General features: G+C 69.7%; 25 protein-coding genes, 1 pseudogene and 1 riboswitch. Of the genes and pseudogenes, 16 read left to right on the forward strand and 10 right to left on the reverse strand.

Annotated features, from left to right (window positions below; translation table 11 throughout):
- The first annotated feature begins 3 nt into the window (after nt 1-3).
- A complete protein-coding gene (locus OG344_RS00185; protein WP_327047124.1) occupies nt 4-429 on the forward strand; it encodes an NUDIX domain-containing protein in 426 nt (141 codons plus the stop codon).
- A gap of 658 nt (nt 430-1,087) precedes the next feature.
- On the opposite strand, the gene OG344_RS00190 is transcribed toward OG344_RS00185, so the two are convergent.
- Nucleotides 1,088-1,381: a helix-turn-helix transcriptional regulator gene (locus OG344_RS00190; protein ID WP_327047125.1), complete on the reverse strand. Its 294-nt coding sequence runs from the start codon at nt 1,379-1,381 to the stop codon at nt 1,088-1,090.
- Between the two features lie 104 nt (nt 1,382-1,485).
- On the opposite strand from OG344_RS00190, the gene OG344_RS00195 reads away from it, so the two are divergent.
- From OG344_RS00195 to OG344_RS00205, 3 genes are all read left to right on the forward strand, one after another.
- Nucleotides 1,486-2,241 (forward strand): phage Gp37/Gp68 family protein, encoded by a 756-nt coding sequence (locus tag OG344_RS00195; RefSeq protein ID WP_327047126.1) that lies wholly within the window; start codon nt 1,486-1,488, stop codon nt 2,239-2,241.
- Between the two features lie 94 nt (nt 2,242-2,335).
- Nucleotides 2,336-3,310, forward strand: coding sequence for a three-Cys-motif partner protein TcmP (tcmP, locus tag OG344_RS00200; RefSeq protein WP_405086427.1), 975 nt, complete (start codon nt 2,336-2,338; stop codon nt 3,308-3,310).
- A 332-nt stretch (nt 3,311-3,642) separates the two neighbouring features.
- Entirely contained in the window at nt 3,643-4,056 is a 414-nt protein-coding gene (locus tag OG344_RS00205; RefSeq protein ID WP_405086428.1) for an SRPBCC family protein, read from the forward strand.
- A gap of 5 nt (nt 4,057-4,061) precedes the next feature.
- Here the strand turns inward: OG344_RS00205 and OG344_RS00210 are convergent, their stop codons facing one another.
- A complete protein-coding gene (locus tag OG344_RS00210) occupies nt 4,062-4,484 on the reverse strand; it encodes a VOC family protein (protein ID WP_405086429.1) in 423 nt (140 codons plus the stop codon).
- A gap of 20 nt (nt 4,485-4,504) precedes the next feature.
- Between OG344_RS00210 and OG344_RS00215 the strand changes: the two genes are divergently transcribed.
- The 6 genes from OG344_RS00215 to OG344_RS00240 all read left to right on the forward strand — a co-directional run bounded on the left by OG344_RS00215 (nt 4,505) and on the right by OG344_RS00240 (nt 10,551).
- Entirely contained in the window at nt 4,505-4,627 is a 123-nt protein-coding gene (locus tag OG344_RS00215) for a hypothetical protein (protein WP_327047130.1), read from the forward strand.
- 176 nt (nt 4,628-4,803) lie between these two features.
- Nucleotides 4,804-6,537: a SpoIIE family protein phosphatase gene (locus OG344_RS00220; RefSeq protein ID WP_405086430.1), complete on the forward strand. Its 1,734-nt coding sequence runs from the start codon at nt 4,804-4,806 to the stop codon at nt 6,535-6,537.
- Between the two features lie 85 nt (nt 6,538-6,622).
- Nucleotides 6,623-7,189, forward strand: a complete 567-nt coding sequence (locus OG344_RS00225; protein WP_327047132.1) for a TIGR03086 family metal-binding protein — start codon at nt 6,623-6,625, stop codon at nt 7,187-7,189.
- A 247-nt stretch (nt 7,190-7,436) separates the two neighbouring features.
- Nucleotides 7,437-8,243, forward strand: a complete 807-nt coding sequence (locus tag OG344_RS00230; protein WP_405086431.1) for a DeoR/GlpR family DNA-binding transcription regulator — start codon at nt 7,437-7,439, stop codon at nt 8,241-8,243.
- 93 nt (nt 8,244-8,336) lie between these two features.
- Nucleotides 8,337-9,395, forward strand: coding sequence for a galactose-1-phosphate uridylyltransferase (gene galT, locus OG344_RS00235; protein WP_405086432.1), 1,059 nt, complete (start codon nt 8,337-8,339; stop codon nt 9,393-9,395).
- Between the two features lie 73 nt (nt 9,396-9,468).
- Nucleotides 9,469-9,605: riboswitch (cyclic di-AMP (ydaO/yuaA leader) on the forward strand.
- Nucleotides 9,606-9,639: 34 nt separating this feature from the next.
- On the forward strand, nt 9,640-10,551 hold the full coding sequence (locus OG344_RS00240) for a hypothetical protein (RefSeq protein WP_405086433.1): 912 nt from the start codon (nt 9,640-9,642) through the stop codon (nt 10,549-10,551).
- Between the two features lie 131 nt (nt 10,552-10,682).
- Here the strand turns inward: OG344_RS00240 and OG344_RS00245 are convergent, their stop codons facing one another.
- Nucleotides 10,683-10,919, reverse strand: coding sequence for a zinc ribbon domain-containing protein (locus tag OG344_RS00245; RefSeq protein WP_405086435.1), 237 nt, complete (start codon nt 10,917-10,919; stop codon nt 10,683-10,685).
- Nucleotides 10,913-11,476 (reverse strand): hypothetical protein, encoded by a 564-nt coding sequence (locus OG344_RS00250; protein ID WP_405089228.1) that lies wholly within the window; start codon nt 11,474-11,476, stop codon nt 10,913-10,915. The genes OG344_RS00245 and OG344_RS00250 overlap by 7 nt, the downstream gene beginning before the upstream one ends.
- Nucleotides 11,477-11,524: 48 nt before the next feature.
- Here OG344_RS00250 and tnpA point away from each other — a divergent pair.
- Nucleotides 11,525-11,950, forward strand: a pseudogene (tnpA, locus tag OG344_RS00255) (IS200/IS605 family transposase).
- Nucleotides 11,951-11,976: 26 nt separating this feature from the next.
- On the opposite strand, the gene OG344_RS00260 reads toward tnpA, so the two are convergent.
- Entirely contained in the window at nt 11,977-12,180 is a 204-nt protein-coding gene (locus tag OG344_RS00260; RefSeq protein ID WP_405086436.1) for a hypothetical protein, read from the reverse strand.
- Between the two features lie 22 nt (nt 12,181-12,202).
- Entirely contained in the window at nt 12,203-12,436 is a 234-nt protein-coding gene (locus OG344_RS00265; protein ID WP_405086437.1) for a hypothetical protein, read from the reverse strand.
- Between the two features lie 217 nt (nt 12,437-12,653).
- Here OG344_RS00265 and OG344_RS00270 point away from each other — a divergent pair, with 217 nt between their 5' ends.
- Nucleotides 12,654-13,163, forward strand: coding sequence for a DinB family protein (locus tag OG344_RS00270; protein ID WP_327047137.1), 510 nt, complete (start codon nt 12,654-12,656; stop codon nt 13,161-13,163).
- A 55-nt stretch (nt 13,164-13,218) separates the two neighbouring features.
- On the opposite strand, the gene OG344_RS00275 is transcribed toward OG344_RS00270, so the two are convergent.
- Nucleotides 13,219-14,523 (reverse strand): site-2 protease family protein, encoded by a 1,305-nt coding sequence (locus tag OG344_RS00275; protein WP_327047138.1) that lies wholly within the window; start codon nt 14,521-14,523, stop codon nt 13,219-13,221.
- 191 nt (nt 14,524-14,714) lie between these two features.
- Between OG344_RS00275 and OG344_RS00280 the strand changes: the two genes are divergently transcribed.
- On the forward strand, nt 14,715-15,320 hold the full coding sequence (locus OG344_RS00280) for a LuxR C-terminal-related transcriptional regulator (protein WP_405086438.1): 606 nt from the start codon (nt 14,715-14,717) through the stop codon (nt 15,318-15,320).
- Nucleotides 15,321-15,339: 19 nt separating this feature from the next.
- On the opposite strand, the gene OG344_RS00285 is transcribed toward OG344_RS00280, so the two are convergent.
- Nucleotides 15,340-16,452 carry a PP2C family protein-serine/threonine phosphatase gene (locus OG344_RS00285; protein ID WP_327047140.1) on the reverse strand — a complete coding sequence of 371 codons (1,113 nt, stop codon included), beginning with the start codon at nt 16,450-16,452 and terminating at the stop codon, nt 15,340-15,342.
- A gap of 219 nt (nt 16,453-16,671) precedes the next feature.
- Here OG344_RS00285 and OG344_RS00290 point away from each other — a divergent pair, with 219 nt between their 5' ends.
- On the forward strand, nt 16,672-16,836 hold the full coding sequence (locus tag OG344_RS00290; protein ID WP_327047141.1) for a hypothetical protein: 165 nt from the start codon (nt 16,672-16,674) through the stop codon (nt 16,834-16,836).
- 82 nt (nt 16,837-16,918) lie between these two features.
- On the opposite strand, the gene OG344_RS00295 is transcribed toward OG344_RS00290, so the two are convergent.
- The gene (locus OG344_RS00295; RefSeq protein ID WP_327047142.1) at nt 16,919-17,389 is read right to left on the reverse strand and encodes a ribose-5-phosphate isomerase; all 471 of its coding nucleotides are present in this window, start codon (nt 17,387-17,389) and stop codon (nt 16,919-16,921) included.
- 111 nt (nt 17,390-17,500) lie between these two features.
- Here OG344_RS00295 and def point away from each other — a divergent pair, with 111 nt between their 5' ends.
- Nucleotides 17,501-17,989: a peptide deformylase gene (def, locus tag OG344_RS00300; protein WP_405086439.1), complete on the forward strand. Its 489-nt coding sequence runs from the start codon at nt 17,501-17,503 to the stop codon at nt 17,987-17,989.
- Between the two features lie 8 nt (nt 17,990-17,997).
- On the opposite strand, the gene OG344_RS00305 is transcribed toward def, so the two are convergent.
- A complete protein-coding gene (locus tag OG344_RS00305) occupies nt 17,998-19,404 on the reverse strand; it encodes an aldehyde dehydrogenase family protein (protein WP_405086440.1) in 1,407 nt (468 codons plus the stop codon).
- 202 nt (nt 19,405-19,606) lie between these two features.
- Between OG344_RS00305 and pepN the strand changes: the two genes are divergently transcribed.
- Complete coding sequence (gene pepN, locus OG344_RS00310; RefSeq protein ID WP_405086441.1) at nt 19,607-22,171, forward strand: aminopeptidase N; 2,565 nt, start codon at nt 19,607-19,609, stop codon at nt 22,169-22,171.
- The last annotated feature ends 125 nt before the right edge of the window (nt 22,172-22,296 follow it).

Raw genomic sequence — 22,296 nt, forward strand, 5'->3', positions numbered from 1 at the left:
CTCATGTCTGAGCTACCACGGCACTCCGTCAGCGTCACCGCAGCCGTCTTTCGCGACGATGGACGGGTCCTAGCCATCCGCCGCGAAGATGACGGGCGCTGGGTCCCACCAGGCGGCGTGGTCGAGCTGGACGAGAGCCCGGAACAGGCAGTCATCCGGGAAGTCCTCGAAGAGACCGGCGTCCAGATCAAGCCCGAAATCCTGACAGGCGTGTACAAGAACATGATCCTCGGCGTGGTCTCGCTCACCTTCCGATGCCATCCGGTCGCAGGCGAGCCCAGGCCCAGTGATGAAGCGCTGGAGTCCACCTGGCTGACCCTCGAAGAGGTAGAGAGCCGGATGCCCGAAGCGCGGGGCATTCGCATCATGGACGCGCTTCGAGAGGACGGCCCCTTCGTTCGAGTCCACGATGGGACACGCCTTCTCTGAACAGGTCGGCGGTTCCCGCCTGGTCCCCTGTTACAGGTTTCCCTACGCCATCAAGCCGCCTTCGGCGGGGAGCACCGCGGGGGGCATGGAGAAGCCCGACCCAAGAGCAGAGGAAGGGAGAGAACAGAAGGCGCACCGGAGGCCGGAATCACGACGGCCCGCACCGGAGACCACGCGAGCACGAGCATCAGCCGGCCATGGGCCGCGCGCCCCGCCGTCGGCGGGCTGCGGCTCTCCGGCCGGTCCCGCCTCGGCGGTCGCGCGCCCCTGCCGGCAAGCGGCGCAACGTCGGCGAGCTGGCGGCAAACGTTGGCACTGATGAAGATCTTTCCCAAAGATGCAGGGGAAGACCTTGGGGCGCTGCCCCAAACCCCGGGGGCGCTCAGGCTCCGGGGTGATCGCGAAGCGTAAAACCGGGACGTACGGGGCTGAGGTGGGCGCCCTGATCGTCCCGCCCGCCATCGACCCGGGCAAGCCCAGCAGCTCGACTCCTCCAGGTCAAGCCCGGCTGTGCCAGCAGGACAACCAGCGCGCGAGGAAGTTCACCGGGAACATGTACACGCGAAGCCGAGCTTGACCCTCCGTCGCCGACCCGCTGCCCCTTCGGGGCGGGGTCGAAGGCAGACGGGAAGATCAGGACAAAGCGCGCATTCGATGACTAATCTGCCGAGTAAATCGACTCGCCCTCACGGCCAAGTCCCCAAACGGCAGCGTGGAAGTCTGTGGGCTGGATGCCCAAGGCTCGGAGCAGAGCTAGGACGGTGAAATATCCCGGCTCGACAGTACGTCCAGTCTCGATCTTGCGAAGCGTTGCCAGAGTGACTCTAGCTCTCGCCGCCAACTGCTCCTGGGTATAGCCAGCATCCGTCCGAAGCGCTCTCAGATGCCGCGACAAGCGAACGGCCTGCTCCGCATACTGGCTTGCCTCTCGCCTCTTTCGCCCTACAGCCACGGCCGATCCACCCTGGTGATAAATTAATCCCGGTAAAAATCTAGCATGGACAGTATTGATCAACCTACAGTGAGCGGGCTAGCCTGCCCGAGGAGGTCGAGAACATGGCAACAAGGACAGCCATTGAGTGGACCGAGGTTACCTGGAATCCCACCACGGGCTGTGATCGCATATCAGCAGGGTGTGACAACTGTTATGCGCTTACTCTCGCGAAGCGACTGAAGGCGATGGGTGCTGCGAAGTACCAAAACGATGGTGACGACAGAACCTCTGGTGAGGGCTTCGGCCTCACGCTTCATCAGCCATCATTGCGCCAGCCCTACACGTGGCGAACGCCTCGGGTTGTGTTCGTCAACTCGATGAGCGACCTGTTCCACGCAAAGGTGCCGTTGCAGTTCATCCGTGACGTCTTTGCCGTAATTGCCGACACTCCGCAACATACGTACCAAGTGCTGACCAAGCGATCGACTCGGCTCCGCAAGCTGGCAGACAAGCTTGACTGGCCATCGAACCTCTGGATGGGTGTCTCCGTAGAGGACCAGAAGGCGCTATATCGCGTTGACGACCTCCGGGTAGTACCGGCTCACGTCCGGTTCCTGTCATGCGAACCCCTCCTCGGCCCTCTAACCAGTCTCGATCTGAGCGGGATCGGATGGGTCATCGCGGGCGGCGAATCGGGGCCGGGACATCGCCCCTTGGATCCGAGCTGGGTTGTCGAGATCAGGGACGAGTGCGTACGGAACGAGGTGCCTTTCTTCTTTAAGCAGTGGGGAGGCCGCACCCCTAAGCAAGGTGGGCGCCACCTGGAAGGACGGCACTGGGATGAGATGCCGAAGCTTCCCCAAGTCGCCCGCGCATAAAGCGCCGACGCTTACTCATTCCGGCGGTCTATAGACACTGGACCGTTCCTAAGGTATTCCATGTCTCGTAGGCGAGGGACCTCAAGGAGATGGCATGCCGCGAGACTGGGGATGGTGGACGGAGCAGAAGCTTGACATCCTGTCGGACTACCTAGCCGCATTCACAAAGGCCTCAACTAGAGCCGGAACCACTGTCTACCTGGACCTCTTCGCAGGCCAGTCGGAGAACATCAGCCGCGAGCGCACTGGTCACGTGATCAGAGGCTCGGCTCGGCGAGCGCTCGATACAAGCCCTCCGTTCTCGGTCCTCAGGTTCTTTGAGCTGACTCCGAACGCATCTGACTTGGACCACGCCCTCCGCAGCGAGTACCCCAACCGCGACTTTCGGGTGGTTCCGGGCGACTGTAATCAGACCATCGACCAGGTCTTACATGAGCTCCGCCCCGTCAACTGGGCACCCACATTCGCCTTCCTGGATCAACAGTCCACCGAAGTAAAGTGGGACACCCTAGAGCGGCTGGCGAACCATAAGAGAGCCAACAAGCCAAAGGTGGAGCTGTGGTTACTCTGCGCAAGCGGGCTCTTACCTCGGGGCTTGAGGTTACGGCGGTCCGAGATTGATGACAACGTGGCAAATCAGATGAGCTTGATGTTCGGCACCGAACAGTGGCGCGAGGCTTTGGCCGCGACACGTGAGGGGGATCTTACCGGCGCCGAGTTCCGCGACGAACTCACCAACCTCATGCGGTGGCGATTAGAGCGGGACCTTGGATACAAAGCCACTCGCGTCTTCAAGGTCACGAACACCCGAGGTAGCGAGATCTTCGACATGATCTTCGCTACAGATCACTGGGTCGGTGACAAGATCATGAGAGCGGTGTACTCCAAGGCCGCCAGTCGGCAAGGCGCCTTACGCGAGAGAGCCCGGCAGCATCGTAAGCAGAGCCGCGAGGAGAAAGCCGGCCACGTCGGCCTGTTCGATGTAGACGAGGTCATGCCCAACCAAGCCGAAGGCTTCACTGTCAGCGTTGCCGACCTACCAGCTCGACCGCCCTACAGACGGCATTGAGGGAAGGAAGAGGGTACGGCCGACATTGGCGACTTGGCGATGGAGCCCGCCCGGACGAGTGACTAGGTGAGTGACAACCACCACGAACTTCCACGACCTTACGCGACCGCCAACGGACGCCAAGCACTGATGGGCCACGGAGTACGGCCACCTGTTAGCCTGATCTAGTTGGCTTTGGGAGCAAGAAGTCGCAGGTTCAAATCCTGTCGCCCCGACCGGCACCACCCGACGCGAAGGCCGCCTCCGATCATCGGAAGCGGCCTTCTCCGGCTTCGGAGCCGGTGTCGTGGCTGCTTCGATCAGGACGAGTCGCCGGAAAGGACCCCCGCCGCATGGCCTCCGTTCGTCATGAGATCGTGATCGACGCGCCGCCCGAGCACATCTGGGACGTGCTGCGCGATGTCGGCGCCGTGCACGAGCGCCTGCTGCCGGGCCGCGTCACCAGCACCCGGATCGAGGGCGACCAGCGGTTCCTGACCTTTCCCGACGGGCACGTGGTCCGTGAGCTCGTCGTCGGGATCGACGACGAGGCCCGCCGCCTCGCCTACTGCGTCGTCGAGGGCGCGCGCCCGCCGGTGGAGTTCCACCACGCCACATTCGAGGTCCGGCCGGAGGGCGACGGGTCGGGCCGGCTGGTCTGGATCACCGACGTCCTGCCGCACGCGCGCGCGGCCGAGATCCGGATCCGCATGGACCGCGGCGCGGCGGAGATGAAGCGGGCGATCGAGGCCGCCGCGCACGGCTGACCCGTTCACTCCTCCTCGACGTACGGATGGGTGAGGAACTCGATGGCGTGGCCGTCGGGATCGTCCACGTACACCCCGCGGCCGTGGTGCCGGTGGTTGATCCGCTGGGGCTCCTGGTGGTGCGGGCCGCCCCAGTACGGCAGGCCCCGGTCGCCGATCCGGGCGAAGATCTCGTCGAACTCGTCCTCCGAGACGAGGAAGGCCAGGTGCTGAAGGACGATCCGGTCCCGGCCGACGATCGAGTCGGCGAAGTCGATCGTCACGCCGTTGGCGACTCTGACCGTGGCGAACGGCCCGAACGAGCCGGGCCCCGGCTCGCCGAGCAGGCCGGTGAGGAAGCGGGCGGAGGCGAAGCGATCGGTGCTGTGCACGATCGTGTGATCGAGTCGAGCGGGCACGGCGCCCTCCATGTTTCCGAAGGTACTCATCGGTCCCATACCGTGGACGGATGATCGACAAGCGCGGTCTCGCCGTACGGGACGGGGACGGGTGGCGGGCGCGGCCGGAGGACTTCACGCTCCCGCGGGAGCGGATCGACGCGGCTCTCACGCACCTGCCCCCGATCTGGTAACCCGCTGTCTGGTGTGACGCGTGCTCACTGCTATCCGTTTCGTCCATTTACCGCGGGGTACGGCTGCGCCAGCGCGCTCTCGTATCGGCCGAAGCACTCATGCCAAACGGCTGAAATGCGCGGTATCAGCTCCATACGATTCTGGGACACCATCCGCTCTCGCCGGAGTATTCGTTTTGAACCGGAACTGCGTGATCAAGGGCCCCGCCCCGGTGGACCGGGGGCAGTGGCGGCGGAGCAGCGCCACGTCCGCCCACGAACGGCTGGCGTTCCTGAACGAGGCGAGCCGCCGGATCGGCAGCACCCTCGACCTCGAGGAGACCAGCCGGGAGCTCGTGGACGTGGCCGTCCCGAGGTTCGCCGACACGGCGGCCGTGATGCTCCAGGACCGCCTCATCTCCGAGGGCGAACTGTCGTCCCGCCCGGTGGACGGGACGACCCTCGTACGCCGGATGGCGATGGGCGTGGCGGGCGACGACGCGGACGCCTGGGTGGACGCCTTCCCCGTCGACGAGGTGGCGGTCTACCCGGCGATCCTGCCGCAGGCGCAGTGCATGGCGAGCGGCAAGCCGCTGATGTATCCGGCCCTGGACAAGGAGAGCGCCCGGCTCATCGGCGCGACCTTCGGCCGGGAGGACGCGGTCGCCGCCCTGCTGACCGACGGCTCGTTCCTCACCGTGCCCCTGCGGGCCCGCGGACGGGTGCTCGGGTGCGTGGTCTTCACCAGGCGGGCGGGCGCGCCGCCGTTCGAGGAGCAGGACGTCGTGGTGGCCGAGGACCTCGCCGCCCGCACCGCCGTGTGCGTCGACAACGCGCGGCTCTACACCACCGAGCGCCGGACCGCGCTGACCCTGCAGAGCAGTCTGCTGCCCGCCGAGCTGCCGCAGCCGCTCGGCATGGACATCGCCTCGCGCTACCTTCCGGCGAGCGACCTGATGGGCGTCGGCGGGGACTGGTACGACGTGATCACCCTTCCCGGGTGCCGTACGGCCCTGGTGGTGGGCGACGTCATGGGCCACGGGACCAGGGCCGCGGCGACGATGGGCCAGCTCCGCACCGCGGCGCGCACGCTGGCGAGCCTCGACCTGCCGCCCGACGAGGTGCTGTTCCGGCTCAACCTGATGAGCCAGGACCTCGATCCGACCCAGATCGCCACCTGCATCTACGCCGTCTACGATCCGGTGACGCGCGGCTGCGCGCTCGCCCGCGCCGGGCACGTGCCGCCGATCCTGCTGCATCCCGACCGGTCGACCGAGATCATCGAGCTGCCGTCGGGCCTGCCCCTCGGCATCGGCAGCGACCCGCTGGAGATGCGCGAGCTGGTCCTGCCGGCCGGGAGCGTGCTCGCCTTCTACACCGACGGCCTCGTGGAGAGCCGCGAGCGGGACCTGGACGCCGGGATCATGGGGTTGCGCCGCCTGCTCGCCGGGCCCGTCGAGGACCTCGACGACATGTGCGACGACATCATCAGCAGCCAGCGGGCGAGCCACGAGCGCGACGACATCGCCCTGCTGGTGGCCCGGGTGCGTGAGCTCGACCCGGACGAGGTGGCGACCTTCCCCCTGCCCGCCGACCCCAGGTTCGTCTCCCAGGCCCGCCGGTTCGTCCGGGGCACCCTCGCCGCCTGGGGGCTGACCAGCCTGGTGGACAGCACCCAGCTCATCGTCAGCGAGCTGGTCACCAACGCGCTCAAGCACGGCTGGCCGCCGATCGAGCTGCGGCTGCTGCGCTGCCGCACGCTGGTGGTCGAGGTCGCCGACGGCTCCCCCTCCGCCCCCGCCCCGCGTACGGCCGCCCCCGACGAGGACACCGGCCGCGGCCTCCAGCTGATCAAGCGCTTCGCCTATCGCTGGGGCACCCGGCCCACCCCGTACGGCAAGATCGTCTGGGTCGAGCAGCATCTTCCGTGACCGGTCGCCCCTCGCGGGCGAGCGGGTGCGACTGATCGCCGGGAGGAGTTACGGTCGAATCGGGAGCTCGCGGCGAGGAGGGGACATGATCGACATCCGGGACGCGTACCGAAGGGCGCTCGACGGCTTCGGCGACCGCCTCCATCTCGTCCGCCCCGGACAGTGGGACCTGCCGACGCCCTGCGTCGACTGGGACGTCCGGGGGCTGGTGAACCACCTGGTGGCCGAGAACCTGTGGGCTCCCGAGCTGCTGTCGGGCCGTACGGTCGCCGAGGTGGGCGACGCGTTCGAGGGCGACGTGCTCGGCGACGACCCGGTGAAGGCGTTCGAGGCGTCCGCGCAGGGCGCCGTCCAGGCGGTGTACGCCGAGGGCGCCCTCACGAGCGTGGCTCATCTGTCCTTCGGCGACGTGCCGGGCGAGGAGTACATCACCGAACTGTTCGCGGACGCGCTGATCCACACCTGGGACCTCGCGCGCGCGGTCGGCGGGCCGGAACGGCTCGATCCCGACCTGATCGCGTCCTGCGCCGAATGGTTCGCCAAGGCGTGGGACGGCTACCGCGAGGCGGGGGTGATCGGGGACGAGCGGGATCTCCCGGCCGGGGCCGACGAGCAGGCCCGGCTGCTCGCCGCGTGGGGCAGAAACCCGTAAGGCGAACGCTGGGACGGCCCCGGAACCGGGCTACCGGCCCGTGGGGCGCTTGCCGTGGTTGGCCTTCTTCTTCCTGCGGGCCTTCGACTTGCGTGCGCGTCTGCCCATCGCGGCCGCCTTCCCTGGAGTACGGCTTTCGCCCACTGTCCTCCCACGGCCGGGCGGCGGCAAGTACCCGCACCCCAACTCAACACTCCTGAACGTGTGCCTGGCATGATTTGGTGGAATCTGTTGACGGGAGTGGTGGATGCTGGCCCAGCAGCGGCAGCAGGCGATCCTGGAGAGGGTGCGCAGGTCAGGCGGGGTGCGGGTGGCGCAACTCGTGCGTGAGCTCGGGGTGTCGGACATGACGATCCGCCGCGACCTGGAGGTCCTGGCGGAGCGCGGCCTGATCGTCAAGGTGCACGGCGGGGCCACCGCCACCGGCGCCGGCTCCACCGAGGAGCCGGGCTTCGCGGCCAAGTCGATGCGGCAGCAGGCCGAGAAGGAGGCCGTCGCCCGCCGCGCGGCCCCGCTCGTGCCGCCGGGAAGCTCCGTCGCGCTCTCGGCCGGCACGACGACCTGGACGCTGGCCCACCACCTGGTGGACGTACCCGAGCTGACCGTGATCACCAACTCCGTCCAGGTGGCCGACGTCTTCCACCGGGCGGGACGCCCCGACCAGACCGTGGTGCTCGTGGGTGGCGTGCGGACGCCGTCCGACGCGCTGGTCGGCCCGGTCGCGGTCGCGGCCGTCCGCTCCCTGAACGTCGACACCCTCATGCTCGGCGTGCACGGCATGAGCGTCCGGGCCGGTTTCACCACTCCCAACCTGCTGGAGGCGGAGACCGACCGTGCCCTGATCGCGGCCTCCCAGCGGCTCGTCGTCCTGGCCGACCACACCAAGTGGGGGACGATCGGCATCAGCACGATCGCGGCCCTCGGCGAGGCCGACGTGGTCGTGAGCGACGCGGGCCTGCCCGAGGAGGCCCGCGCCGTGCTGTCGGAGCAGGCCGGCGAGCTTCTCCTCGCCGATCCCTCCGGCGAGGCGCCCCTGGAGACCGCCTCCCTGTGACGCTCCCGACGACACTCCCGACGACACCGCCGGACACCGCCGTGACGCCGCCGTGACCCCGCGAAAGAGCACCGTGAAGCTGGAGATCGCACCGTGAAGCGCACCATCGCCCATCTGGCCGACGGCCGGGAGCTGATCTATTTCGACCGCCGCGACGACGCCGACCACGGCGCCGCCGACCCCCGGGATCTGCCCGCGCGCCCTCTCGCGTCCGAGTTGCGTCACGACCCGCTCATGGACGAGTGGGTGGCCGTCGCCCGGCACCGCCAGACCCGCACCCACCTGCCGTCCGCCCGGGAGTGCCCGCTCTGCCCCGGGCATCCCGGCTCGGAGATCCCCTCGCCGTACGAGGTGGCGGTGTTTGAGAACCGCTTCCCCTCGTTCAGCTTCAACACCGGCGCGTACGAGCAGGTGGGCGGGCTGAGCGAGGTGCGGCCGGGGATCGGGCGCTGCGAGGTCGTCTGCTTCACCTCCGACCACGACGCCTCCTTCAGCTCGCTCGGCGACGAGCAGGCCGCGCTGGTCGTCGAGGCGTGGGCCGACCGCACGGCCGAACTGTCCGCGCTGCCCGGCGTGGAGCAGGTCTTCTGCTTCGAGAACCGCGGCGCCGAGATCGGCATCACGCTGCCGCACCCGCACGGGCAGATCTACGCCTATCCGTACGTCACGCCGCGGACCCGGCAGATGCTGGACACCGCCGCCCGGCACCGGGGCGGCAACCTGTTCGCGGACGTCCTCGCGGCCGAGCGGAGCGGCCCCCGCGTGGTCGCCGCCAACGAGCACTGGACGGCCTTCGTCCCGGCCGCCGCCCGGTATCCGTTCGAGGTGCACCTCTATCCGCACCGCCGGGTCCCGGACATCCCGGCGCTGTCGCAGGAGGAGCGGGCCGCCTTCGCGCCGCTGTACATCGACGTGCTGCGCCGCCTCGACGGGCTGTTCGGCGTCGTCATGCCGTACGTCGCGGCCTGGCACCAGGCGCCGGTCACCTACCGGCGGGATCTGGCCCACCTCCACCTCCAGCTCTTCACGATCCGGCGGGCGGCAGACAAGCTGAAGTATCTCGCCGGATCGGAGTCGGCGATGGGGGCCTTCGTCAACGACGTGCTCCCGGAGGAGGCCGCTCGCATGTTGCGCGAAGCTATAACGGAATGATCTCTGTACGGTTGCGACTTGGGGTGGCAGTCACCATTTCTTTACCACTAGTATCCCTGGCACCACCGGTCACAGCCGGTGCCGCCTAATCCCGGGCGCCTCGCCCGGGAGCCGGGGACCCATCACGCCTCTGGGGTAAAGGCACGTCGCTGCCCGGGCTCCTCCAGCCCGCACCCGTCAGCTAACCCGGCCGGCAGATGGAGAGGAGTGGGCTCTGCCCCGCGCGTTCCCCCTGGCCGCCGGCGTGCTCACCGCCGCGGCCCTCGTCCTCGGCACGGCCGCCGCGGGCGCCGCCGCCCCCAAACCGACGGAGAAGCAGCTCAAGAAGCAGCTCGCCGGCCTGCAGAAGAAGGTCGACCGGCTCATCGCCGACTACAACGCCAAGCGGGTCGCGCTCGCCAAGGCGCGGGACGACGAGGCGGCGGCACGCGCCCGCGTGAGCAGGGCGGAGGCCGACTACACGGCGACCCTCGACGAGGTCCGGGAGTTCGTCGGGCTGCGCTACCAGACCGACAGCGTGCGCGTCCTGCCCAACCTGACCGTCTCCGCGGTGGCCTACCAGCTCAAGGAGGAACAGGCCGCGAGACTCGCGCGCGTCGACGAGGTCCGCGCCGAGCGGCAGAAGGCCGCCGCGGCGGCGAAGGCGCTCACCGCGTCGCTGAAGTCGCAGGCCGCGGACGTCGCCGACCGGCGCCGGGAGGCCGAGAAGCTCATCGACGACATCAAGGACAAGATCGACCGCCTGGTCCCGATCGCCCCAGGCCGGAGGGCGGGCGGCTCGTGGACGCCCGAGCTGCCGGCCGGAGCCGACAACATCACGCCCCGGATGCGACTCATGCGGTCCGAGGTGGAGAGCCACTTCGACCTGGGCTTCCCGGTCGGCTGTTACCGGGCCGAGAACAGCGGCGAGCACCCCCTCGGCCGCGCCTGCGACTTCATGATGAGCTCGGGCGGCTCCATGCCCTCGGCGCAGATGAAGGCGCTCGGCGACAGCCTGGCCGCCTGGGCCATCAAGAACGGCCCGAAGCTCGGCGTGATGTACGTGATCTGGCAGCAGCGCATCTACAACCTCGGTCATCCGGGCTGGCGCCCGATGTCCGACCGCGGCGGCGTCACCGCCAACCACTACGACCACGTCCACATCTCGATGTACTGAGGGCAGGGCCGGCCGCCTCGCCGAGGGAGGCGGCCGGCCCGTTCCGCGTCAGGCCGGGATCTGCTTCTCGTTCCAGGTGTATTGAACTCCTCCCCGGCCTGAAGGCCGGAGATTCTCCCGTCGCGTCGCGGTCAAGCGGCGCGCGGGGGTTGACGCTTCGCGGACCGGGCAGCCCCGAGGTCTCCACGTCCTGACACCGCGGTTCCTGCGGCGTTGCGTATGTTGATCGCGGCGTTGGTGTCGGCGTGCCCGGCCCACCCGCACGCGAGATTCACGCACGAGAACCGGGTGCCGTCCCGGGCCGCCGGGTCGCGGTGGCCGCATTGGTGGCAGGTCTGCGACGTTCCCGGGGCGGGGACCTTCACCACCAGCCCGCCGCGATCACGGGTCTTGTACTCCAGCAGGGTGACCGTCCGGCCCCACGCCTGCCCGGCGATGGCGCTCCCGCCTTCTGCCGCACGTTCCGGCCGGGGCGTTTGATCGTGCCCGTGGCAGTGCGGACCATGTTCGTGATCGTCAGGTCTTCCACCACGACCACGCCGAAGGCGCGGGCGAGTTCGGTGGTGGTCTGGTGCTGCCAGTCGACGGCTCGGCGCTTGGCTGTCGCGCGGAGCCGGGCGATCCGGTCGTAGGTGCGGGCCAGCCGTCTGGACGTGGGCCGGCCGGGAACGCGAGTGCGGCGCTGCCGGGCGGACGTCTTCTCCAGCCGGCGCAGGCGTTCCTTCTCACCGCCGCGCAACCAGGGCCCGTGCTCGCGCATGGTGCCGTCCGACAACGCCAGGGCGACGGTGACCCCCCGGTCGAGCTCGTGCAGCAGATTCCACAGCGCGCGGGCGGTGTGCGCCTGACCGTCCAGCACCGCCACCTGGGCCGTGCTCAGGTCGAGTCGCGCCACATGCGCACGCGCCTGCCTGGCCACCTCCACACCCGGATCGTACCCCCGGGTTTATGTCATCGTGATGGAATCCACACCCTGAGTGACCCCGATGTACGCATCGAACGCCATGGTGTCCACACCCTCCACGCCCACGTGGTGTGCGTGACGAAGTACCGGCGTGGGGCCCTCACCGGCCCGATGCCGACCCGATGCCGACCCGATGCGAGGAACTCATGCGCGAGATCGGCGCCGACTTCGAGGTCGAACGTCGGGAGTTCAACGGCGAACTCGACCACGTCCACCCACTGATCCACCACCCGCCGAAGGTCGCCCTGTCCACGCTCGTCAACCCACTGAAGGGCGTCTCGGCGCGGATACTCCGCAAGGAACACAGCGCGCATGTCCGCAAGTACCTGAGGGGTGGACACTTCTGGTCCGAAGTCCTACTTCGCCGGCTCAGTCGGCGGTGCACCGCTCACGGTACTCAAGCAGCACATCGAGCAGCGGCAACGCCCACCGTGACCTGCGGGTGAAAGCATGTTCGCGCCCTAGCGGGCACTCCCGCGCGGGCCTTCACCCCCGGCCTGAAGGCCGGAGCACTGGCCCGCATTCCGGTAGATGTAGGTGCTGCCGGGCCCGGTAATAGAGCCGCGGACCTGCCACCAGGTGTTGACGCCGGGCGAGAAGCGGAAGACCTTGTCGCCGGGCCGGTTGTCCACGAACACGTTCGTGGACCCGTCGGGGGAGTGCATCTGGACCTCGATCGTGAACGTCTCAGTGTCCGGGATGTCGAGGCACCTCGTGGATGTACGCCGACGGACTGGGGAAGTTGTAGTTACGACCGTCCACCGACCCCCGCTCGAAGTTGGTGGGGATGTAGCTGGTCATGACGTAGGTGTACCCGCCCGTGGAGCAGTCGACTGTGGAGGCGGCCGCGGGACCGGCGCCGGTGAGCGTGGCGCCGAGGACGCCGGTGGTGACGGCGAGAACGGAGATGGTGCGTTTCATGCCTCTCCTCATCCGTGCGGTGCATCTCCGACCCAAGTAGTTGAAGGCTGAACCGATTCTCACCCGGTTGCCATATCCGGACAAGTTCGGGCAAAAATGTGTCTACTTTCGAGTCAGGCGCTCACTTTCCGCCATTCATCGAAGAACCCGGCCCACGTGCTCGGCCAGGGCGGCAAACTCGGTGGCTGCCCGCCGGGGAGCGGGGCAGGATGTCGGGATGACCGACACACGTACCGATCCTCCGACCGCCGCGGGCGAGCGCGAGACGCTGCGCGCCTTCCTCGACTATCACCGCCAGACGCTGGCCCTGAAATGCGAGGGCCTGACCGAGGAGCGGCTACGGCTGCGCTCCACCCCGCCGTCGTCCATGTCGCTGCTCGGCCTCGTACGGCACATGGCCGACGTCGAGCGGAGCTGGTTCCGGCGGCGGCTCGCCGGCGAGGACCTCGGGAGCATCTACTACAGCGACGACGATCCGGACGGCGACTTCGACAACGTGGACACGGCGTCCGCCGAGGAGGCCTTCGCCACCTGGCGTGCGGAGATCGAGCACGCGCGGGCGGCCGAGGCGGCCTGCGCGGATCTGGATGCGATGACGAAGACGGCCCGCCAGGGCGACCACTACTCGCTCCGCTGGATCATGGTCCACATGATCGAGGAGTACGCGCGGCACAACGGCCACGCGGACCTGATGCGCGAGCGCATCGACGGGGCGACGGGCGAGTAGGGACCCGCACGCCGGGCCGGGTCCGCCCGGCCCGGCCCGGTCAGTTCAGCCCCGTTCAGCCCGAGATGCGGACGGGGTTCACCAGGTCGGCGTAGATGAGAAGGCCGCCCATGACGACCAGCAGGGCCGCCATGACGTACGTCAGCGGGAGCGCCTTGGCGACGTCCACGTGGCCCGGCATGGGCCGGCGGCGCACCCGGGCGAAGGCCCGCTTGACGCCCTCCCACAGGCCGCCGGCGATGTGGCCGCCGTCCAGCGGCAGCAGCGGGACGAGGTTGAACATGCCGACCGCGAGGTTCAGCGCGGCCAGCAGGCTGATGAACACCTCGATCTTGTCGTCGATGGGGATGTCCGACGCGGCGATCTCACCGCCGATGCGGCCGGCGCCGACGATGCCGATCGGCCCGTTCGGGTCGCGCTTCTCCCCCGAGAACGCGGCGTTCCACACGCCGACCATCTTCTTGGGGATGTTGACCATCGCGGCGGCGGTCCGCTCGGTCAGGTCCCACATCTGACCGATGACGTAGCCGGGGCCCTGCTTCTCCACGACGATCGTCGGACTGACGCCGAGGAAGCCGACGTTCCTGTCCACCTTGCCGGGGTCGGTCTGCGAGGGCATGTCCTGCGCGATCAGGTCGACGTCCAGCGTCGTGCTCCGGCCGTCGCGCTCGATGCCGAGCGTCGTCGCCCCGGCGCCGTGCGACCGGATCCGCCGGGTCGCCGCCTCCCAGCTGGCGACCGGCGTGCCGCCGACGGCGACGATCCGGTCCCCCGGCCGCAGTCCCGCCTCCGCGGCGGGCGTCAGCGGGTCTCCGGGCCTGCAGTCCCGGTGCGCGGCCTCGGCCGCCGGGATCGCGCACTTGGACACCGAGGAGACGACCGGCTTCGTCGTCCGCACGCCGAAGCCCATCATCACGACCGCGAACAGCACGAACGCCAGCACGAAGTTCATCGCGGGGCCGCCGGTCATGATGATGACCTTCTGCCACCAGGGCTTGCGGAAGAAGACGCGGTTCTCGTCGCCCGGCCGGATCTCCTCCGAGGCGACCGCCCGGGCGTTCTCGATGAGGCCCTGCCAGGGGCCCGTCGAGACGCTGCGCAGCTTGCCGGGGTCGTCTGAGGGGCGCGGCGGGAGCATGCCGACCATGCGGATGTAGCCGCCCAGCGGGATCCACTTCACGCCGTACTCGGTCTCGCCGCGCCGGCGCGACCACAGCGTCGGCCCGAACCCGACCATGTACTGCGTCACGCGGACGCCGAACAGCTTGGCCGGGACGAGGTGGCCGATCTCGTGCAGCGCGATGGAGACCAGCAGGCCGACGAAGACGATCAGGAAACCGGCCACGATGAGCCAGCTCATCAGCGCGTACCTCCGAGTCGGAGAAGATGCCGTGGCAGTCGTCGCACCCTCCGAGACTAGCCCACCGGAACAAGGGCGAGACCTTCTCCGGCGAACCGGCGCGTAGCTCATACATGGCCGAACCTGGACACTCCGTTGACAGTACGCAATTGGTCGATCACCCTTTGAGAGACCGTCCAGAGGGGAGCGTCTTGATCCGGATCCTGGTGGCCGAACACCTTCCGTTGGTGCGGCGAGGCCTGGTCGCCTCCCTCGAAGGGGAGAGCGACCTGACGGTGGTCGCGGACGTCGCGTCCGGTGAGGACATCGTGCCCGCCGCCCTCGACGTACGGCCCGACGCCGCCGTCATCGACGCGGACCTGCCGGGCGCGGACGGGCCGGGACTGGCCGCACGGCTCGTCGAGAAGGCGCCCAGATGCCGGGTGATGCTGCTGTCGGCCCAGCCGAATCCCGGCCACCTCAAGCGGGCCTTCGCGGCCGGGGCCCTCGGCTACCTGAGCATCGAGGTGGGCCCCGAGCAGCTCGCCGACGGCATACGGCGGATCACCGCCGGGCGCCGGGTCGTCGACTCCGAGCTCGCGGTCGCGGCCCTGGAGGCCGCCGAATGCCCCCTCACGCCCCGCGAGCACGAGGTGCTGCGTCTCGCCGCGGGCGGCGCGCGCTCGAAGGAGATCGCCGCCGAGCTGGGCCTGTCCGCCGGCACGGTGCGCAACCACCTGTCTCGCGTGCTGGTGAAGACCGGGGCGCGCAACCGGGTGGACGCCGTCCGCATCGCCACCGAATACGGCTGGTTGTAGGGACCCGCCCCAGCGGGTCTCAGGGGCGCCAGATGAGGACGAGCGCGCAGTCGTCGTTGTGACCGGACGACATGGCCTGCACGAGCTGCCGCGCCTTGTCCCGGAAGCCCGAGGGCAGCAGCCGCTCGGCCTCCCCCAGCAGCCGGTCGAGCCCGGCGTCGATGTCCCGGCCGGGCTGCTCGATCAGCCCGTCGGTGTACAGCATGAGCGCGTCACCCTTGCGCAGCACGCCGCTGTCGGTCTCGCAGGCCAGGTCGGGCACGACTCCGAGCACGACCCCCTTGGCCGTGGACACCCGCCAGGTGCCCGACCCGGAGTCGAACCGGACCACCGGTGGGTGCCCGGCGGAGGTGATCGTGTACTCCCCCGTCGACAGGTCGAGCGTCAGGTGGACGGCCGTGACGAACCCCTCGTCGCCGATCTGGCGGTGGAGGTAGGAGTTGCAGGAGGCCAGGAAGTCGTCCACCGAGCCGAGCAGCCCGCCGAACGTGCCCGAGAGCATGAGCGCGCGGGTGCCGGCGTCGACGCCCTTGCCCGACACGTCGACGACGGCGAGCTGGACCCGGTCGCCCTCGCGCATGGAGACGACGAAGTCGCCGCCGAAGGACGAGCCTCCGGCCTGTTTGAGCACGACCTTGCCGCCCCAGTCCTTGGGCAGCGGCGGCAGCTCGCTCTGCCGCTTGAGCCGGTCGCGCAGCTCCAGCAGCATCGCGTCGCCGCGCAGGCCCTGCACGCCGAGCTTGCCCCGCGTCCGCGCCATCGTCCACGCGAGCGCGGCGGTGAAGCCCATCGTGATCAGCAGGCCCGGCCCGACGGCGAGCACTCCCCTGGTCGATCCCATGTAGGCCAGGGACGCCGCGACCACGCACAGCAGGACGGCCAGGCTGCGCAGGCGGAGCTGGAGGCCGCCGATCAGCGTGACGAGGATCAGCAGCGACGGCGAGAACCAGTACGCGGAGACCTCCGCGTCGAGCACACCGATGATCGCGGTGACCGCGACGAGGGCGATCAGGAGGTATCGGTCCTTCGACCACACTTTCCTGACAAAACGGACCAACGGCACCAGGAGCGGCACGCGCGCCAGGATGGCGCGCAGCCGTGGAGAGATCAGCGGCGCCGGACGGGAAGTCATGATGGCCTCGACTGTATCCGGACATCCCAGGTGGCGGCATCCGCTTGACCGACGCCCGGGTCGTGTCCCGTGATCTTCCCAGCCTACTCCGGCGGAAGATCACGGGCCACACCCCGATCGCGGTTCCGGCCGCCCGGTGTGGATGTCCGATGCGGATGTCCGGTACGGATGTCCGGGCATCCGATCGCACGTTCACGACCCGGGGCGTACGCTCGGGGTATGGCGCTGCAGAGTTTGCAGATCACCGCGACCACGGCCATGCGGGCCCGCGACGTGTCCCGGCCGAGCCGCGAGCAGCAGGAGACCGCCGAGCGGCGGCCGCTGCGCGACGAGACGGCGACCCGGCGGGACTCCCGCCGGGGTCGTGACCGGGACGACCGCTGACGCCACCCGCCGGGCGCTCACCGGCCGCCCGGCCGGTGTCCCGGGCCGGGCGGCTGAGGCCGAGGTGCCCAGGCCGAGCCGCTCAGGCGGGCAGCGGCGGCAGTTCGCCGGTCGTCTCGTACTCGGCGAGCTGGCGGATCCGCCGGGCGTGCCGCTCGGCGCCCGAGAACGCCGTGCCGAGGAAAACCTCGACGAACCGGGCCGCCTCCTCCGGTGTGTGCATCCGCGCGCCGATGCCGATGACGTTGGCGTCGTTGTGCTCGCGGGCGAGCCGGGCCGTGTCCTCGCTCCAGGCGAGCGCGGCGCGCACCCCGCGCACCTTGTTGGCGGCGATCTGCTCGCCGTTCCCCGAGCCGCCGATCACCACCCCGAGGCTGCCCTCGGCGGCGACCACGCCCTGCGCGGCGCGCAGCACGAACGGCGGGTAGTCGTCCTCCGCGTCGTAGACGTGGGGGCCGCAGTCCTCCACGTCGTGGCCCTGCTCCTTCAGCCAGGAGACCAGGTGGTTCTTGAGCTCGTAGCCGGCATGGTCGGCACCGATGTAGACACGCACGGGACAAGTTTCCCAGACGACTGCTGGCGGGCGTGACCCCGGCCTCCACTAAGGTAATAGCCGAACACCGCCAGTGGCTCTTACACCACCTCATGCCGGAGCAGGAGTGTCATGCGCGAGATCCGCTACGTCGGCGACCCCGTCCTGCGTACCCCCGCGGAGCCCGTGACGGACTTCGACAGGGACCTGCGCCGCCTGATCGACGAGATGTTCGCGGTGATGTACCAGGCCGACGGCGTGGGACTGGCCGGGCCGCAGATCGGGGTGGGCCGCCGGCTGTTCGTCTACGACATCAGCAACCGCAAGGGCCACGTGGTCAACCCGGAGCTGACGATCGACGACCCCGGAGAGGTCGTCGAGGAGGAGGGCTGCCTGTCGGTGCCGGGCAAGGAGACCGGAAAGCCGTTGTACGCCCCCACCGTCCGCGCCGCCGGGGTCACGCTGCGCGGGGTCGACAAGCTCGGCCGGCCCGTGGCGGTCAAGGCCCGCGGCATGCTCGCCCGGTGCTTCCAGCACGAGTTCGACCACCTCGAGGGCACGCTGTACGTCGACCGGCTGGGCAAGGACGAGCGCCGCAGGATCCTCCTCCAGGCGCCCTGAAGCCACCCCTACAGCTGGACCGCCTTGGTCTCCAGGAACTCCTCCAGGCCGAACTCGCCGAGCTCACGCCCGACGCCCGACTGCTTGTAGCCGCCGAAGGGCGCCATCGGGTTGAACCGGCCGCCGTTGACCGCCACCTGGCCCGTGCGCAGCCGGCGGGCGACCGCGAGCGCCTCCTCCTCGGTGCCCGCCCAGACCGCTCCCGACAGCCCGTACGGCGTGCCGTTGGCGATCTCGACGGCCTCGTCCGCGGTGGCGAAGGGGATGATCGACAGCACCGGGCCGAAGATCTCCTCCTGCTCGACGGCCATGCCCGGCGACACCCCGGCGAAGACCGCGGGCTCGACGTAGTAACCGCGGCCCACCGGGTTGCCGGTCCCGCCGAGCATGAGGCGGGCCCCCTCCTCCTGGCCCCGGTTGAGATATCCGACCACCCGGTCGCGCTGGGCCGCAGACACCAGCGGGCCGAGCCGGGTGCCCTCGGCGAACGGGTCGCCCGGGACGTATTTCGCCGCCGCCTCCACGGCCAGCCGGACCGCCTCGTCGTACTGGTCCAGGTGGACGAGCATCCGGGTCAGCGCCGAGCAGGTCTGGCCGGAGTTGAGGTAGGCCCCGGCCACCCCGTTCTTCACCGCCTTCTCCAGGTCGGCGCCGGGGAGGATGACGTTCGCCGACTTGCCGCCCAGCTCCAGGGCCACCCGCTTGACCGTCCCGGCCGCGAGCGCGGCGACCCTGCGCCCGGCCCTGGTGGAGCCGGTGAAGGAGACCATGTCCACGCCGGGGTGCGCGGCGAGGGCCTCGCCGACCACCGGGCCGTACCCGCTCACCATGTTGAACACGCCGGGCGGCAGGCCGGCCTCGTGCAGGATGTCCGCGAACGCGTACGCCGCGAGCGGCGCGACCTCGCTCGGCTTGAGCACCACCGTGCAGCCGGCCGCCAGCGCCGGGGCCACCTTGCAGACGACCTGGTGGAGCGGGTAGTTCCACGGCGTGATCGCGCCGACCACCCCGACCGGCTCGCGGACGATCAGCGAGTTGCCCACCCGCCCGCCGTCGAAGTCGTACCGCTTGGCGAGGTCGGCGTAGGAGGCGAGCACCTCGGCGGGCATCAGCGTCTGCACCTTCAGCGCGAGCGGCAGCGGCGCGCCCATGTCGGTGGCGATCGTCGCCGCGATCTCCCGGGCGCGGTCCCTGAGCAGCGCGGCGGCCGTCCCGAGGAGCGCGGCGCGCTCGGCGGGCTCCGCCGCCGCCCAGGACGGGAAGGCGGCACGGGCGGCGGCGACCGCGGACTCCACGTCGGCGGCCGACCCCGCGGGCACCCGGTCCACGACCTCCTCCGTCGCCGGGTTGAGGACCTCGACCGCCTCGCGCGAGGAGGACGGCGCCCAGTCCCCGTTCACGTAGATCTGACGCATGTTCCTCATCCTCGCGCCTGCGCTGTCAGAACGCGAGCCCCGGCCGGAAGCCCCTGTCAAGAGGGCCGTCGACTAACTTCCTATTCCAGGTAGGGGCGATGTCGAATCCGTCCTGTGACCGTGACGTGGCAGGATTCATCCATCCCTGTACGCGAAGGGGCGACGGGGAACCGGGGGATTGATCATGCGATGAGGAGTGGGTGTGGCAGGGAATCTGACACGTGACGAGGCTCGCGAGCGTGCTCGGCTGCTCACGGTCCAGTCCTACCAGGTCGAACTCGACCTGACGGAGGGCGAGGAGCGGTACGAGAGCATCACGACGGTCCATTTCACGTCCGACCGGCCGGGGGCGGGCACCTTCATCGACCTGCACGGCGCCCACGTGCGGAAGGTGGTGCTGAACGGCCGGGATCTCGACGTGCGGACGTACGACGCCGACAAGGGCCGCTTCCCGCTGCCGGACCTGGCCGAGCGCAACGAACTGCGCGTCGACGCCGACTGCTCGTACATGCGCACGGGCGAGGGGCTGCACCGCTTCGTCGACCCGGTCGACCAGCAGATCTACCTGCACAGCCAGTTCGAGACGGCGGACGCGCACCGGATGTACGCGTGCTTCGACCAGCCCGATCTGAAGGCGACCTTCGAGCTCGCCGTCCTCGCGCCCGCCGGGTGGGAGGTCGTGTCGAACGGCGCCCCCGACTCGGTCGAGGAGCTGGAGGAGCACCACGGGCGGCACGGCACGCTGCAGGCCGCCAGGCGCTGGCACTTCCCGCCGACCCCTCCGATGTCGACGTACATCACGGCTCTCATCGCCGGGCCGTACGCGGTCGTGCGGGACGAGCACGACGGCATCCCGCTCGGCGTCTACGTGCGGCGCTCGCTGGCCGAGCACCTCGACCCGGAGAACATCTTCGAAGTCACCAAGCAGGGCTTCGACTTCTTCCACCGCGTCTTCGGCCTGCGCTACCCGTTCGGCAAGTACGACCAGCTCTTCGTGCCGGAGTTCAACGCGGGCGCGATGGAGAACGCCGGCGCGGTGACGTTCCTGGAGGACTACGTCTTCCGCTCGCGGGTCACCGACGCGATCATCGAGCGCCGGGCCGAGACGATCCTGCACGAGATGGCCCACATGTGGTTCGGCGACCTCGTCACCATGCGGTGGTGGGACGACCTGTGGCTGAACGAGTCGTTCGCCACCTACATGTCGGTGCTGTGCCAGGCCGAGGCCACCCGCTGGGGCCAGGGCGCGTGGACGACGTTCGCCAACGTGGAGAAGTCCTGGGCCTACCGGCAGGACCAGCTCCCCTCCACCCACCCCATCGCGGCCGACATCCCCGACATGCAGGCCGTCGAGGTCAACTTCGACGGCATCACGTACGCCAAGGGCGCCTCGGTGCTCAAGCAGCTCGTCGCCTACGTCGGGCTGGACAACTTCCTGGCCGGCGTGCGCGACTACTTCAACGAGCACGCCTGGAAGAACACCACCCTGCAGGACCTCCTGTCGGCGCTGGAGCGCACCTCGGGCCGCGACCTGTCGTCCTGGTCGAAGGAGTGGCTGGAGACCTCCGGCGTCAACACCCTGCGGCCGTCCTTCACCACCGACGACGAGGGCCGGTTCCTCGGCTTCGAGGTCCTGCAGGAGGCCACGCCGGAGCACCCGACGCTACGCTCGCACCGCGTCGCCGTCGGCCTGTACTCCCTGCGGGAGGGCGTGCTCACCAGGACCAGGCGGGTCGAGCTCGACATCGTCGGGGCGCGCACCGCCGTGCCCGAGCTGGTCGGCGAGACGCGGCCCGACCTCGTGCTGATCAACGACGACGACCTCACGTACGCGAAGATCCGGCTCGACGAGCGGTCGCTGCAGACGCTCGTGAACGGCGGGATCACCGCCTTCACCGAGTCGCTGCCGCGCGCCCTGTGCTGGTCGGCCGCCTGGGACATGACCCGGGACGCCGAGATGGCCACCCGCGACTACGTCCGGCTGGTCGTGTCCGGCATCGACTCGGTGCGTGACATCACCGTGGTCCAGACGGTGCTGCGCCAGGCCCGCCAGGCCGTGCAGCAGTACGCCGATCCCGCGTGGCGGGCGACCGGCCTGGGCGAGCTCGCCACCGCGCTGCGCCGTCTCGTCGCCTCGGCGGAGCCGGGCTCGGACCACCAGCTCGCCTACGTCAACGCCCTGGCCGCGACCGCGACCTCCGAGGAGGACCTGGCGTTCCTCAAGGGCGTGCTGGACGGCGCCGAGGTGCCCGAGGGCCTGGCCGTCGACACCGACCTGCGCTGGACGCTCGTCCACGGGCTGGTGTCCCGCGGGGTCCTCGGCGCCGCCGACATCGACGCCGAGCTGGCCCGCGACGCCACCGCGACCGGCGAGCGCTCGGCGGCCAACGCCCGGGCGGCGATCCCGGACCCCGAGGCCAAGGCCCGGTCCTGGGCGTCCATCGTGGGAGGCGAGCTGAGCGGCGCCCTGCTGCGCTCCACGATCCTCGGCTTCGTGGACCCGCATCACCCCGAGCTGCTGGAGCCGTACGGCGACCGGTACTTCGAGGAGGTCGGGCGGATCTGGAGCGAGTGGACCTCCGACATGGCGCAGAACTTCGCGATCGGGTGCTACCCGGCCCTGCTGATCCGCCCGGAGACCGTGGCGAGGACGCAGGACCTCATCAGCGCCCAGCAGCCGCCGCACGCGCTGCGGCGCCTGCTCCTGGAGGGCGCCGACGGCGTCAGCCGGGCGCTGCGCGCCCAGGCGTGCGACGCCTCTACGTAACCGGGCGGCCGGCCCGATCACCTGCGTGATCTGAGCGACCGGCGGGCGTGGCGGGGTGAAAGCGGGGCGCAAGCCCGGTGCAAGAGCGCCGGGGTGACATGAGGGGGCCGGGCCGTTCACCCGGC

This window comes from Microbispora sp. NBC_01389, assembly GCF_045040095.1.
In the GTDB taxonomy this organism is placed as follows: Bacteria; Actinomycetota; Actinomycetes; order Streptosporangiales; family Streptosporangiaceae; genus Microbispora.

What these genes read in the sequence shown, in the direction of transcription:
- OG344_RS00185 (WP_327047124.1), top strand. Translation starts at nt 4, where the DNA reads ATGTCTGAGCTACCACGGCACTCCGTCAGCGTCACCGCAGCCGTCTTT.
- OG344_RS00195 (WP_327047126.1), top strand. Translation starts at nt 1,486, where the DNA reads ATGGCAACAAGGACAGCCATTGAGTGGACCGAGGTTACCTGGAATCCC.
- tcmP (WP_405086427.1), top strand. Translation starts at nt 2,336, where the DNA reads ATGCCGCGAGACTGGGGATGGTGGACGGAGCAGAAGCTTGACATCCTG.
- OG344_RS00205 (WP_405086428.1), top strand. Translation starts at nt 3,643, where the DNA reads ATGGCCTCCGTTCGTCATGAGATCGTGATCGACGCGCCGCCCGAGCAC.
- OG344_RS00210 (WP_405086429.1), bottom strand. Translation starts at nt 4,484, where the DNA reads ATGAGTACCTTCGGAAACATGGAGGGCGCCGTGCCCGCTCGACTCGAT.
- OG344_RS00215 (WP_327047130.1), top strand. Translation starts at nt 4,505, where the DNA reads ATGATCGACAAGCGCGGTCTCGCCGTACGGGACGGGGACGGGTGGCGG.
- OG344_RS00225 (WP_327047132.1), top strand. Translation starts at nt 6,623, where the DNA reads ATGATCGACATCCGGGACGCGTACCGAAGGGCGCTCGACGGCTTCGGC.
- OG344_RS00230 (WP_405086431.1), top strand. Translation starts at nt 7,437, where the DNA reads ATGCTGGCCCAGCAGCGGCAGCAGGCGATCCTGGAGAGGGTGCGCAGG.
- OG344_RS00260 (WP_405086436.1), bottom strand. Translation starts at nt 12,180, where the DNA reads ATGCACTCCCCCGACGGGTCCACGAACGTGTTCGTGGACAACCGGCCC.
- OG344_RS00265 (WP_405086437.1), bottom strand. Translation starts at nt 12,436, where the DNA reads ATGAAACGCACCATCTCCGTTCTCGCCGTCACCACCGGCGTCCTCGGC.
- OG344_RS00270 (WP_327047137.1), top strand. Translation starts at nt 12,654, where the DNA reads ATGACCGACACACGTACCGATCCTCCGACCGCCGCGGGCGAGCGCGAG.
- OG344_RS00275 (WP_327047138.1), bottom strand. Translation starts at nt 14,523, where the DNA reads ATGAGCTGGCTCATCGTGGCCGGTTTCCTGATCGTCTTCGTCGGCCTG.
- OG344_RS00285 (WP_327047140.1), bottom strand. Translation starts at nt 16,452, where the DNA reads ATGACTTCCCGTCCGGCGCCGCTGATCTCTCCACGGCTGCGCGCCATC.
- OG344_RS00290 (WP_327047141.1), top strand. Translation starts at nt 16,672, where the DNA reads ATGGCGCTGCAGAGTTTGCAGATCACCGCGACCACGGCCATGCGGGCC.
- def (WP_405086439.1), top strand. Translation starts at nt 17,501, where the DNA reads ATGCGCGAGATCCGCTACGTCGGCGACCCCGTCCTGCGTACCCCCGCG.
- OG344_RS00305 (WP_405086440.1), bottom strand. Translation starts at nt 19,404, where the DNA reads ATGCGTCAGATCTACGTGAACGGGGACTGGGCGCCGTCCTCCTCGCGC.